Origin of the sequence: Aeromonas sp. Y311-2 (assembly GCF_027706025.1) — a bacterium.
Classification (GTDB): Bacteria; Pseudomonadota; Gammaproteobacteria; order Enterobacterales; family Aeromonadaceae; genus Aeromonas; species Aeromonas veronii.
This window is the reverse complement of sequence record NZ_JAPDCL010000005.1, coordinates 174626-187440: the sequence shown is the minus strand read 5'-3', so window position 1 is coordinate 187440 and position 12815 is coordinate 174626. Positions and strand designations below refer to the sequence as shown.

The following is a 12815-nucleotide window of genomic DNA, read 5'->3' as shown; positions in this document are numbered from 1 at the left end:
GCTATGTAGCTCAGTTGGTTAGAGCATCGCACTCATAATGCGGGGGTCACAGGTTCGAATCCCGTCATAGCCACCATTAATATTGCGGAAGTGGCGAAATTGGTAGACGCACCAGATTTAGGTTCTGGCGCCCTAGGCGTGAGAGTTCGAGTCTCTCCTTCCGCACCATTAATAGCAGTACCAAACAGACCAGCTCACGCTGGTTTTTTTGTATCTGAAATTTGCCTCTCCCCTGTTTTTCTCTCGCGCCTCTATTAACCCAGCGCCACGTTAGTTCACGTTCACGTCCCTCTTCATTTATTCCGAGCACGCCTTGCCACTCTTGTCTCCCGGCCACCAAAAAGCGGCCCGCAGGCCGCTGGTGCACACATTCATCATCCCGGTTATCAGAACGGGAAGAACCAGGGGATCGCTACCACGCTGACCGCCATCACCAACAGGGTGAATGGCACCCCGATACGGATAAAATCGGCAAACTTGTAGTTGCCCGGCCCCAATACCAGGGTATTCACCGGTGACGAGACCGGCGTCATAAAAGCGGCCGAGGCGGCGATGGCAATGGTCATGGCAAACGGATAGGGCGATACCCCCATCTGCTGGGCCGTGCCCAGCGCAATGGGCGCCATCAGCACTGCGGTGGCGGTGTTGGAGATAAAGAGCCCGATCACGGCGCAGAGGGCAAACAGGCTGGCCAGCATGACCCGCGGCCCCATCTCCCCCACCGCATTGATCAGGCCACCGACGATCAGATCCACCCCGCCGGTTTTTTGCAGCGCCAGCGCGAAGGGGAGCATGCCGACGATGAGGATCAGGGTCGGCCAGTGGATCGACTTGTAGGCACTCTCCATATCGATGCAGCGAAACTTGCCCATCAGCAGACAGGCGATCAGCGCGGCAATCACGTTGGGCACCGGATCGGTCACCATCAGCAGGATCATCACTCCAAGACAGAAGAGGGCATGAATGGCCTGACTGCGGGCGGGGGCCATCTCGTCCACCTCGGCGGGCAGCCCCATCAGCAGAAAGTCGCGGCTATGGGTCTGCAACTGTCTGATGTGGCTCCAATTCCCTACCACCAGCAGGGTATCCCCCATCTGCAGCGGCTCGTCTACCAGCTTGCCTGCCAGTGCCTCACCGTCGCGGCGCAGCCCCACCACGCTCAGGCCATAGCTGGAGCGGAAGGTCACCTCACGCACGCTTTTACCCAGCAGCTTGGACTCGGGGATCAGCGACACCTCGGCCATCCCCACCTCCCGCGCCTGATCGGAGAAGTATTCCCCGCGCAGGATCATGGGTTCGAGCCGCGCCTCGGTGCAAAACGCCCGCACATCCACCTCGGGATCTGACATGTCGATCAGCAGCACATCCTTGGCCTGAAATTCACTGATCCCCGACACCGGCACCATCACCCGGCGAAACTTGCGCCAGCGCTCCACCCCGATGACGTGGGCACCATAACGGGCGCGTAGTTGCAGCTCGTCCAGGGTGTGACCAATCAGCGGGGAGTCAGGCCGCAGCGCCAGACGACGGGCCCGACCGGCCAATCGGTAATCTCGGATGAGATCGCGCAGGGTGCGGCGCCCGGTCGGCTTGCCCTTGCCCTCTTCCCCCTCGCCCACCAGGGAGCCGCGCACCAGCAGCATGTAGAGGATGCCCAGCCCCAGGATCAGCAGGCCCATGGGGGTGAAATCGAAGAAGCCGAAGCCGTGAATGCCGTGGCGCATCAGCTCGCTGTTGACCACCATGTTGGGGGGCGTGGCCACCAGCGTCATCATGCCGCTGATCAGCCCGGCAAAACCGAGGGGCATCATCAGGCGACCGGCCGGGATCCCCATCCGGTTCGCCACGCTCAGTACCACCGGGATAAAGATGGCCACCACTCCGGTGCTGCTCATCACAGCCCCCAGACTCGCCACCGCGACCATCAGCAACACCAGCAGCTTGGTCTCGCTGCTGCCCGCCACCTTCACCAGCGCATCCCCCACCTGATAAGCGATACCGGTGCGCACCAACCCCTCCCCGACAACAAACAGGGCGGCTATCAGAATGACGTTGGGATCGCTAAAGCCCGCCAGTGCCTCCGGCAGGGTGAGGGTGCCGCTCAGCACAAACAAGATGACCACGCCCAGGGCGACCACGTCCATGCGCACCTTGTTGGTCATAAAGAGATAGATGGCGCCAGCCAGCAGACAGAGCACCCAGACAAGCTCGGAATTCAATACAACCTCCTTTTATCACGTGATTCTCCTCCCGGAGAGTGGACTCTATCAGACCACAGCCACGGCGCTATCATCTTGCTACATATCAATAAAGTCCGACCCGCTGGGGCCCCATAACCCATCACTGCTGGAATAACCGGGCACCAGCAGCGATTTCTTTGATATGGGCCAAGCCCGGGGCGGACAAAAGTCCTGCCCCTCCTCCCCCTCACCCCTTAGAATGGCGCCCTCGCATACTAACCCTCATGCCCAAGGATCAGAAAATGAGCATATTCGAGCTGTTCAGCATCAATAACACGCTAGTGACCATACCGCTGGGTGGCGGCTATGCCATGTCATGGATTGAAGCCATCGGCACCCTGTTCGGGCTGGCCTGCATCTGGTTCGCCAGTCAGGAGAAAACCATCAACTACCTGTTTGGCCTGATCAACGTCAGCCTGTTTGCCATCATCTTCTTCCAGATCCAGCTCTACGGACTGTTGATGCTGCAGCTGTTCTTCTTCTGCGCCAACGTCTACGGCTGGTACGCCTGGACCCGCCCCGCCAACGATCAGGGGGATACCCTGCAGATCCGCTGGCTCAGCAGATCCAAACTGATGGTGACCGCCGCCGTGAGCGTGCTGGCCATCGCTCTGCTGACCCGCTATATCGACCCGGTCTTCGCCACCCTGGCGCGCACCTCGGTCTCCCTGCTCAACCTGTTTGGTGCCAACCTTGCCATCCCCGAGCCCTCTCCCGATGCCTTCCCGTTCTGGGATGCCAGCATGACGGTGCTCTCGGTGGTCGCCCAGATCCTGATGACCCGCAAATACGTGGAGAACTGGATCCTCTGGGTCGTCATCAACATCATCAGCATCGGTGTCTATGCCGCGCAGGGCGTCTACGCCATGTCGCTCGAATACCTGATCCTGCTGTTTATCGCCGCCAACGGCACTCGCCTCTGGGTGATTGCCGCCAAGCGCCAGCCACAAGGTCTGTAAGCCATGAGTCTGTTACCCCATCTCCAGTGCCGCCCCGACCAGATTGCCGAGCGGGTGGTACTGTGCGGCGACCCGGCCCGGGTCGATCGCATCGCCAGCCAGCTTGAAGAGTGTGAGGTGCTGGGGCAAAACCGGGAGTTTCGCCTCATCAACGGCCGCTATCAGGGGCTGCCCATCACAGTTTGCAGCACCGGCATTGGCGGTGCCTCGGCCATCATAGCGCTGGAGGAGCTGGTGCAAGCCGGCGCCCGCTCGCTTATTCGGGTCGGCTCCGCCGGTGCCCTGCAGCACGACATCGGGCTCGGCGACCTTATCGTGGTGGAAGGGGCGGTTCGCAATGAGGGGGCCTCACAGGCCTATCTGCCCGCCGAGTACCCCGCCTGCGCCGACATCTGGCTGCAAGCGGCCCTGCTCAACCATGTGGCCACTAGCAGCCAGCCTCATTGGCACGGGCTGGTACGCTCCCACGACAGCTTCTATCGAGATGACGAGCAGGAGGTGTGCCGCTACTGGCATGCCCGTGGCGTACTGGGCGCTGACATGGAGACCGCCTCCCTGCTGACCGTGGGTCGCCTGCGCAAGGTACGGGTCGCCGCCGTGCTCTGCAACGTAGTGCTGTTCGAGCAGGATGTGCAGCAAGGGGTAGCGGATTACGCCAGCGCCGAACAGGCGATGATGGCCGGTGAGCAGCACGCCATCGCGGCTGCCCTCTACGCCCTGGTGCAATAAACCGTAAACCGTTAACTGCGGCACATCCGCTACCGTGCGGGCTGGTATCCGGCCCGCACTCTTGCTAGCCTCATGGCCCTCGTCATCCGGTGCGACAGGCAAGTCATGCAGCAACAGCCCTACCCCCTCGGCCGTTTTCACGCCGAACTCCAGCAGCTTGAACCCCGCTTTGCCGCGGCGCTCGACGCCTGCACCCTGTTTCTGCGCCGTTACCTGCCGGGCGAATTGATCATGCGGCAGGGGGAGCAGAGCGAGCAGCTCTATCTGGTCGAACATGGTCGGGTCTCCCTCAATAGCGCCGTCCACTCGGGCCGCATCTTCCAGCTCGGCGAGATTGAGTGTCACAGCCAGATCTTCGGCGAGATGGAGTTCTTCAGCGCCACCCCGGTGCAGTGGAACGTGGTGGCCGAGACCGAGCTGGATGCCAGGGTCATCTGCGCCGACAAGCTGGCCCAGCGGCTGCTGGCAGAACCCGAGTTGACCCTCTTTTTCGCCGCCGCACTCGCCAGCGACTATCTCGATACGCTGGAGATCACCACCAGCCGACTGCTCCACCCCATCGCCTACAACATCGCCTATGAGCTATGGCGTGAGCGCCAGCGCACTCCGATGCTGGGATCGCGCAAGCGGGCCCACGAGGCGGCCCGCTTCGGCACAACAGAGCGGGTCTACCGCCGCGCCCTCAAGGAGCTGGTCGAACAGGGCATAGTTGCCGACGGCAGCGATGGCCCTGTTATCGCCGATCTGGCCAGGCTGCGCGCCTATCTCGATCTTTGATTTCCATTCACCTCATTTCGATTCACCCAGTCAGGAGTCACCATGTCTGCTCATTCCTATCCCGAATTCACCTTCTTCAGCCGCTTCGTTGCCGACATCCAGGCGGGCCGCAAGACCATCACCATCCGCGACGAGAGCGAGGCCAACTGGCAACCCGGCCAGCGGCTGGCCCTCTTTACCAACCCGGAGCACCAGCCCTTTGGCACCATTGAGGTGCTCTCGGTCAAGGCGGTCGCCTTCGATGAGCTCAATAACGAGCATGCCCGTCAGGAGAACATGACCCTCCCCGAGCTCAAACAGGTGATCCGCGATATCTACCCCGATCTGCCGCCGCTCTATGTGATTGAATTCAAACTGATTGCCTGAGCCGGATTTGGCCTTTGCCGAGCGATGTGTTAATAGTGTCCTCTTTTGAATCAGGGAGGTGACCCGAGTGTTTGAGATAGCGAGCCTGAAAGAGGGGATGATGCACGGGGTCGAGCTGTTCCAGCTGCTGCTGGAGATCATCTCCATCGCCTGTGTGGTGATAGGGCTTGGCAAAACCCTCTGGCTGGCGGCACGGATGGAGGATCACGAACCGGGCTTTCCGCGCATTCGCCTCTGTTTTGGCAGCTGGCTCATTCTGGCGCTGGAGTTCCAGCTCGCCGCTGACATCCTGGCCACCACGGTCGCGCCGAGCAAGGAGGAGCTGATCCGCCTAGCCATCATCGCGGTGATCCGCACCTTCCTGAACTACTTCCTCGGCAAGGAGCTGGAGGCACAAGCGGAACGCCAACAAGAGAAGGCAGAGCGCCAGCAGGAGCAGCGCAGCGAGCAGGCCAAGGCTGCTCAATAACCTGTATTCCTGCAGAGTATCAGCGCTAAGTGCCGTGCCATCCCGACCACAGCCGTGGCCCGGGATAGCACCTTTGTGACCCTTCCCGCACTTTTGGAAATCAGCCAACTATGGAACCCTTTTCAAGGTTTCCTCAGCCCTGTTGACTGCCCGTTCATCTGCGTAAGATAGAAAATCTCTTCCCCCAACCGGCCACGCTGATGAATACGCACTCCCTTCACACGCCCGATATCGACCTCGATAGCTGCGTCATCTACCAGATCTACCCCATGAGCTTTCAGGACAGCGATGGCGACGGCATGGGCGACATCAACGGCATTCGTCAGCGCCTCGACTATCTGGCCACCCTCGGGGTCGATATGCTCTGGCTCACCCCCATCTATCGCTCCCCCAAACGGGACAACGGCTACGATGTGGCGGACTACCGCACCATCGACCCCGCCTTCGGCACCCTGACCGAGATGGAGCAACTGATAGCCGAAGCGGCCGCTCACGGCATCGGCATCATGATGGATATCGTCGCCAACCACACCTCCACCGAGCACGAGTGGTTTATGCAGGCGCTGGCCGGGGATCCCCGTTATCAGGGTTATTACGTATTTCGGGATCAAGCCTTTGTCGATGCTCACCCCATTACCTCGATTTTTGGCGGCAGCGGCTGGCAGTACGTGCCGGAGCTTGATCGCTACTACCTGCACAACTTCGATCCCAGTCAGGCCGATCTGGACTGGGACAACCCGGCGGTGCGGACCGAAATGGCGGCGGTGATCAACTTCTGGCTGGGCAAAGGGATCAAGGGATTTCGCTTCGATGTGATAGACATGGTGAGTAAGGAGTGGGACCGACTGGCCATGAGCAATGGCCCGCGCCTGCACGACTATATCCGCGAGCTCAATGCTGCGAGCTTCGGCGGCAAGGGGATCATTACGGTGGGGGAGACCTGGGGGGCCGATCTCGCCCATATGCAGAACTATTCGAACCACGATGGCAGCGAGTTCAGCATGGTGTTCAACTTCGAGCATCTGGGGCTCGGCAGTGACAAGTGGACCTCCCGCTTTGCTCCCCTCGCCTTCAAGCGAGCCATGACCCGCCACCAGCAAGGGCTACATGGGCAGGGCTGGAACAGCCTGTTTCTGAATAACCACGACCTGCCCCGCGCCGTCTCCCACTTTGGCGATGACAGGCCAGAATGGCGTGAAACCAGCGCCAAGCAGTGGGCCATGGTGCTGCATATGATGCAGGGCACTCCCTTTATCTATCAGGGGGAGGAGCTCGCCATGACCAACCGCCACTGGCAGCCGGGCGAGCTGCGCGATGTGGAGGCGCTCAACTACCGCGCCAGCCAGTCAGGGCTGGATCCTGCCGAGCTGAGTCGGCGGCTCGATGCCATCGGCCGCGACAACGCCCGTACCCCGATGCAGTGGGACGCCAGCCCCCACGCTGGTTTCAGCGCCACCACACCCTGGATTGCCCTCAACGCCAATCACATCGAGATTAATGCCGCCGAGCAGCTGGCCCGCCCCGACTCGCCGTTTCACTGCTATCGCCAGCTTATCGCCCTGCGCAAGGCCCACCCTGTCGTTCGCCACGGCAATTTCGAGCTGCTGGATGGGGATGATCCCGAGCGCATCAGCTATCGCCGCCACTGGCAGGATCCGGCCAGCGGAGAGCAGCACACCCTGCTGCTGCTCGCCAATCTCACGGCGAACCCCTTGCCGATGCCCCACTTCGACAAGGTGACAGACGAGATGCGGTTGCTGCTGGCCAATTACCCAAGCGAACCGATGCAGCTCTTCGCCCCTTATCAGTGCGCCATCTGGCTGCAAGTGGAGCAGGGTTAACCCAGTATTGACGGGCCATGTTAATGGCCCGTCAGCCACCTCCCGTTTGCTGTCAGCAGAAAATCACGCACCCACGCGGTGGGATTAAATTAACCACTATTACTGACTTATTAATTGATTATTTATCCCGTTTGATACGCTCTTATTGCCCCTCTTACTATGCCAGCGACCTATCCATTGCCGATGTAACTATCGGCCTTCAAACTGGCATAGCAAAGTGGAAAACAGATGATCACCACAGACGGGAATAACGCAGTCGCCTCGGTGGCGTACCGCACCAGCGAAGTCATCGCCATCTACCCCATCACCCCCAGCTCGGCCATGGCTGAGCAGTCGTCGGCCTGGTCGAGCGAGCGGGGCAAGAACCTCTGGGGGGATGTGCCCCGGGTTGTCGAGATGCAGTCGGAAGGGGGCGCCATTGCCGCCGTCCACGGCGCCCTGCAGACCGGCGCGCTGGCGACCTCGTTTACCTCGTCGCAGGGTTTGCTGCTGATGATCCCCAACCTCTACAAGCTGGCGGGTCAGCTCATCCCCTTTGTGCTGCATGTGGCGGCGCGTACCGTGGCGACCCACGCGCTATCGATCTTTGGCGATCACTCGGACGTGATGGCGGTGCGCCAGACCGGCTGCGCCATGCTCTGTGCCAGCAATGTGCAGGAGGCGCAGGATTTCGCCCTGATCTCCCAGATAGCGAGCCTCAACAGCCGCCTCCCCTTTATCCACTTCTTCGATGGCTTTCGTACCTCTCACGAGATCGCCAAGATAGCGCCGCTCGCTGACGACACCTTGCGTGCCCTGCTGCCCGCAGATGCCATCCGTGCTCATCGTGACCGGGCGCTCACCCCCGACAAACCGGTCATTCGCGGCACCGCTGCCAACCCGGACACCTACTTCCAGTGCCGGGAGGCGAGCAATCCCTGGTATGACGCCGCCTATGGCCATGTGAGCGAAGCGATGCAGGCCTTTGGCGAGCAGACCGGCCGCTACTACCGGCCGTTTGAATATGTCGGCCACCCGCAGGCGGAGCGGATAGTGGTGCTGATGGGCTCGGCCATCGGCACCTGTGAAGAGGTGATCGAACGCCTGTTTGCCCAAGGGGAGAAGGTGGGGCTGGTGAAGGTGCGGCTGTTCCGTCCCTTCTCAGCCGGGCACCTGTTGGCCGCGATTCCCGAGAGTGCCCGCACCATCGCCGTGCTGGATCGCACCAAGGAGCCGGGCGCACAGGCCGAGCCCCTCTATCTCGACGTGATGACGGCGCTTGCCGAAGCGGTCAGCCGGGGCGAGCGGGCAAGCCTGCCGCGGGTGATCGGCGGTCGCTATGGCCTCTCCTCCAAAGAGTTCGGCCCCGCCTGCGCGCTGGCAGTGTTTGCCGAACTGGCGCAGGAGAACCCGCGTCCGCGCTTTACCGTCGGCATCTTCGATGACATCACAGGTCTCTCACTGCCGCTGCCCGCGCTGAATTCGCAAAGCCCCATCCACGGCCAGCAGCACAAGCTGGAGGCGCTCTTTTACGGCCTTGGCAGCGATGGCACCGTCTCGGCGGCCAAGAACAGCATCAAGATCCTCGGCAACCACACCGACCTCTATCCGCAGGGCTATTTCGTCTACGACTCCAAGAAGGCGGGCGGCCTCACCGTCTCTCACCTGCGGGTGGGCGAGCGGCCGCTGCAGTCGGCCTATCTGGTGGAAGAGGCGGACTTTATCGGCTGCCATCAGTGGCAGTTTGTCGACAAGTACCGGATGGCGGAACGCTTGAAAGCGGGCGGCATCTTCCTGCTCAACTCCCCCTACAGCGAAGCGGAGATCTGGCAACGGCTACCCAGCGAGGTACAGCACGCCCTGCGCGAGAAAGAGGCGCGCTTCTACATCATCAACGCCGCCAAAATTGCCCGCGACTGCCAGCTCGGCAACCGCATCAATACCGTGATGCAGATGGCCTTCTTCCAGCTCAGCGCCATCATTCCCCCCGCAGAGGCGACCAGCCTGCTGAAGCAGGCCATCGCCACCAGCTATGGCAGCAAGGGGCAGACACTGGTCGAGCGCAACTGGATGGCACTGGAGGCAACCTGCGCCGCCCTGACCCGGGTGCCGCTTGGCGAGCTGGATCCCGCCAGCCACCCCCGCCCGCCGGTGGTTTCGGCCAAGGCCCCCGATTTTGTCCAGACCGTCACCGCCGCCATGCTGGCGGGGCTGGGTGACAGCCTGCCGGTCTCCGCCTTCCCGCCGGATGGCACCTGGCCGGTCGGCACCACCCGCTGGGAGAAGCGCAACATCGCCAAGGAGATCCCCATCTGGGAGGCGGAGCTCTGTACCCAGTGCAACTACTGCGTCGCCGCCTGTCCCCACTCGGCCATTCGCGCCAAGGTGGTAGAACCGGATGCGCTGGCCGCGGCCCCCGCCACTCTCGATGCGCTGGATGTGAAATCCCGTGACATGCGCGGCCAGCAGTACGTGCTGCAGGTGGCGCCGGAGGATTGCACCGGCTGCAATCTCTGCGTCGAGGTGTGCCCGGCCAAGGATCGCAGCAACCCGGATCGCAAGGCGATCAATATGGCTTCACGGCTCGATCACCTCGACGAGCAGAAGGCCAACTACGACTTCTTCCTCGACCTGCCAGAGCGCAGCGCCGCGCAGCTGGAGCGCATCGACATTCGCACCTCCCAGCTCATCTCGCCGCTGTTTGAATACTCGGGCGCCTGCTCCGGCTGTGGCGAGACTCCCTATATCAAGTTGCTGACCCAGCTCTATGGCGATCGGCTGCTGATTGCCAACGCCACCGGCTGCTCGTCCATTTATGGCGGCAACCTGCCTACCACCCCCTACACCACCAACGCCGACGGGCGCGGGCCGGCATGGGCCAACTCGCTGTTTGAAGACAACGCCGAGTTCGGACTGGGCTTCCGCCTCACCGTCGATCAGCACAGGGAGCGGGTGCGCCGTCTGCTGGCGAGCCTGGGCGACACCATCCCGGCAGCGCTGCGCGAGGCGCTCGGCGATGCCACCCTGCCGGTTTCCGAGCAGCGGGCCCATATCCAGCAGTTACGAGTGCTGCTGCAGGAGAGCCAGATCCCGGCAGCCCAAGAGCTGGCTCGCGATGCGGACTATCTGGTGGAAAAATCGGTCTGGCTCATCGGCGGCGATGGATGGGCCTACGACATCGGCTTTGGCGGGCTCGACCATGTGCTGAGTCTGGGGGAGAACATCAATGTGCTGGTGCTCGACACCCAGTGCTACTCCAACACCGGCGGCCAGCAGTCGAAGGCAACCCCGCTTGGTGCCATTACCAAGTTTGGCGAGCAGGGCAAACGCAAGGGGCGCAAGGATCTCGGGGCCAGCGTGATGATGTATGGTCACGTCTATGTGGCGCAGATCTCCCTCGGCGCCCAGATGAACCAGACAGTGAAGGCGATTCAGGAGGCGGAAGCCTATCCGGGGCCGTCGCTCATCATCGCCTACAGCCCATGCGAGGAGCATGGCTACGACATGGCCGAGAGCCATGAGCAGATGAAGCAGCTGACCGCAACCGGCTTCTGGCCGCTCTACCGCTTCGATCCGCGCCGCGCTGACGAGGGCAAACTGCCGCTGGCGCTCGACTCGCGGGCCCCCAATGCCTCGCTGGCCGAGACCTTGCGCCACGAGCCCCGCTTCCAGCGGCTGGAGCGCCAGCTGCCGGAGGTGGCCAGTCTGCTCTATGAAGAGGCGGAGCAGGAGGCCAATCGCCGCTTCGCCTGGCTGAGCCAGCTGGCGGGCAAGGAGAGTCCGGCGCAGGAGTAACTCGCGCATGGCTTGATGGCAACAGCCACGCTATTCGCCAAATAATGATCAGGGCTCCCCGCGGGGAGCCCTGATGCTAGCTATGGTGAGCCAATATCGGCGCAGGCCAAATCAGGCGCTGATGGAGGCCAGCTCGTGGCGTTTAAGAGCGAGCAGTGTGATGAGCAGCGCCAGCGTGGCGATCAATGCCATGCCGATATAGGTCGCGCTGAAGCCCGGGGCCAGCAGATCGGGGGCGAGCCGGCTCAGATCGCCACCGCTGCCGGCTGGCAGGCGGAAGTGGAACAGCATGGAGCAGATAGCCACGCCGACGGCACCGCCAAGCTCCCGCCCGAAGTTGAACAGCGACATACCGATGCCGCGATCTTCCCGTGGCAGGGCATTCTGTACCACCACCGAGAGGGCGGGCAGCACCAGACCGAGACCAATACCGGCAAACCCGAGGGCCAGCTTGACCCAGGCATCGAAGTGGATCTGCCAGAGCGCCACCGCCGCGAGGCCAAAGCCCACCGCGACAAAGCTCTTGTAGTGACCGGTACGGCCTATCAACTTGCCGCCGACAAAGGCGCCGGCGGTGATGCAAATCATGAAGATGACCATGATGGCGCCGCTCTCGCTGGCGCTCATCCCCTTCTGCCACTGCATCTGCAACGGCAGATAGACCAGCACGGCAAACATCAGCAACTGGGAGAGCATCACCAGCAGCACGCTCACCAGATAGCCGGGCAGCCGTGCCAGATGGGCAGGCAGAATGGGGTCGTGGGCACGCCGCTCAATCAGAATCAGCAGCAGCAATGCAACGCCCAGCGCCGCCGAAAGCCAGACGGCGGGCAGCGCCGCTTCCGGCGAGAGCAGCAACAGGGTGAGCGTGGTGACGGTAATCAGCAGACCCGCTCCCTTCCAGTCGAAGCGACTGTGGCGACGCACGTTGAGCTGTTTGAGGTTACGGTTGATGAGAAAGACTGCCAGCGCCCCGAGCGGCAGATTGATCCAAAAGATCCAGCGCCAGCTGAGTTGCTCGGTGAAATAGCCACCAAGCAAGGGGCCGGCGATGCTGGAGACCGCATAGACCGCCGAGATGTAGCCCTGATACTTGCCCACCTCCCGCGGTGGAATGGTGTCGGCAATCACGGTAAACGCGAGGGCAATCAGGCCGCCGCCTCCCAGCCCTTGCAGCACCCGGGCTGCCAGCAAGGTCGGCAGATCCTGGGAGAGCGCACAGGCCACCGAGCCCGCCAGAAACAGGCCGATACCGATATTGAGCATCCGCACCCGGCCAAAGAGATCGCTCAGCTTGCCGTAGAGGGGCAGCACGGCGGTGGCCGCCAGCAGATAGGCGGTGACCACCCAGGTGAGGGCGGCACCGGCGTGCAGCTCGGCGCCAATCATGGGCAGCGGGGTGGTGACTATGCTCTTTTCCAGTGAACCGAGCGCGATCACCAGCGCCACACTGGAGAAGATGGTTTTAGGGGATATTTTCGAGGTCATAAGCGGACTCGCAGATCTGATATGCCAAAGTATCCGGCAATGAACGGATTATTGTCTCACAAATCAGCAAGAGATAGAAAAAACGGCGGCCACAATCTGCCCAACCATGAGGCCGATCCCACAAAATGCCGACCGTTTCTGCTAGCCTGCTCTATTTGATTCGAGGAGCCCC

At 61.9% G+C, this 12815-nt stretch carries 9 protein-coding genes and 2 tRNA genes; 9 read left to right on the top strand and 2 right to left on the bottom strand.

What is annotated here, in order from left to right; all coding sequences use genetic code 11:
• Both OKC42_RS07310 and OKC42_RS07305 read left to right on the top strand, forming a co-directional pair.
• A tRNA-Met gene (locus OKC42_RS07310) sits at positions 1-76 on the top strand.
• An 8-nt stretch (positions 77-84) separates the two neighbouring features.
• Positions 85-168 (top strand) — tRNA-Leu (locus tag OKC42_RS07305).
• 218 nt (positions 169-386) lie between these two features.
• On the opposite strand, the gene OKC42_RS07300 is transcribed toward OKC42_RS07305, so the two are convergent.
• The gene (locus OKC42_RS07300) at positions 387-2219 is read right to left on the bottom strand and encodes an SLC13 family permease (RefSeq protein ID WP_194495434.1); all 1833 of its coding nucleotides are present in this window, start codon (positions 2217-2219) and stop codon (positions 387-389) included.
• Between the two features lie 263 nt (positions 2220-2482).
• Here OKC42_RS07300 and pnuC point away from each other — a divergent pair, with 263 nt between their 5' ends.
• From pnuC to nifJ, 7 genes are all read left to right on the top strand, one after another.
• Complete coding sequence (gene pnuC / locus OKC42_RS07295; RefSeq protein WP_005353925.1) at positions 2483-3199, top strand: nicotinamide riboside transporter PnuC; 717 nt, start codon at positions 2483-2485, stop codon at positions 3197-3199.
• Positions 3200-3202: 3 nt separating this feature from the next.
• Complete coding sequence (locus OKC42_RS07290; RefSeq protein ID WP_123172547.1) at positions 3203-3928, top strand: nucleoside phosphorylase; 726 nt, start codon at positions 3203-3205, stop codon at positions 3926-3928.
• 105 nt (positions 3929-4033) lie between these two features.
• Positions 4034-4705, top strand: a complete 672-nt coding sequence (locus tag OKC42_RS07285) for a Crp/Fnr family transcriptional regulator (protein WP_258721208.1) — start codon at positions 4034-4036, stop codon at positions 4703-4705.
• Positions 4706-4747: 42 nt separating this feature from the next.
• The gene (gene yqfB / locus OKC42_RS07280) at positions 4748-5071 is read left to right on the top strand and encodes a N(4)-acetylcytidine aminohydrolase (RefSeq protein ID WP_201907167.1); all 324 of its coding nucleotides are present in this window, start codon (positions 4748-4750) and stop codon (positions 5069-5071) included.
• 67 nt (positions 5072-5138) lie between these two features.
• Positions 5139-5540: a DUF1622 domain-containing protein gene (locus tag OKC42_RS07275; protein WP_162508010.1), complete on the top strand. Its 402-nt coding sequence runs from the start codon at positions 5139-5141 to the stop codon at positions 5538-5540.
• A gap of 200 nt (positions 5541-5740) precedes the next feature.
• Positions 5741-7381, top strand: a complete 1641-nt coding sequence (locus tag OKC42_RS07270) for an alpha-glucosidase (RefSeq protein ID WP_270819353.1) — start codon at positions 5741-5743, stop codon at positions 7379-7381.
• Between the two features lie 228 nt (positions 7382-7609).
• The gene (gene nifJ, locus OKC42_RS07265; RefSeq protein WP_270819351.1) at positions 7610-11155 is read left to right on the top strand and encodes a pyruvate:ferredoxin (flavodoxin) oxidoreductase; all 3546 of its coding nucleotides are present in this window, start codon (positions 7610-7612) and stop codon (positions 11153-11155) included.
• A gap of 111 nt (positions 11156-11266) precedes the next feature.
• Here nifJ and OKC42_RS07260 read toward each other — a convergent pair whose 3' ends face one another.
• Positions 11267-12643, bottom strand: a complete 1377-nt coding sequence (locus OKC42_RS07260; RefSeq protein WP_270819349.1) for an MDR family MFS transporter — start codon at positions 12641-12643, stop codon at positions 11267-11269.
• Positions 12644-12815: the final 172 nt, after the last annotated feature.

Excerpts from the sequence above, each read along its gene's own strand:
- yqfB (WP_201907167.1), top strand. The coding sequence starts at position 4,748 with ATGTCTGCTCATTCCTATCCCGAATTCACCTTCTTCAGCCGCTTCGTT.
- pnuC (WP_005353925.1), top strand. The coding sequence starts at position 2,483 with ATGAGCATATTCGAGCTGTTCAGCATCAATAACACGCTAGTGACCATA.
- OKC42_RS07270 (WP_270819353.1), top strand. The coding sequence starts at position 5,741 with ATGAATACGCACTCCCTTCACACGCCCGATATCGACCTCGATAGCTGC.
- nifJ (WP_270819351.1), top strand. The coding sequence starts at position 7,610 with ATGATCACCACAGACGGGAATAACGCAGTCGCCTCGGTGGCGTACCGC.
- OKC42_RS07260 (WP_270819349.1), bottom strand. The coding sequence starts at position 12,643 with ATGACCTCGAAAATATCCCCTAAAACCATCTTCTCCAGTGTGGCGCTG.
- OKC42_RS07290 (WP_123172547.1), top strand. The coding sequence starts at position 3,203 with ATGAGTCTGTTACCCCATCTCCAGTGCCGCCCCGACCAGATTGCCGAG.
- OKC42_RS07285 (WP_258721208.1), top strand. The coding sequence starts at position 4,034 with ATGCAGCAACAGCCCTACCCCCTCGGCCGTTTTCACGCCGAACTCCAG.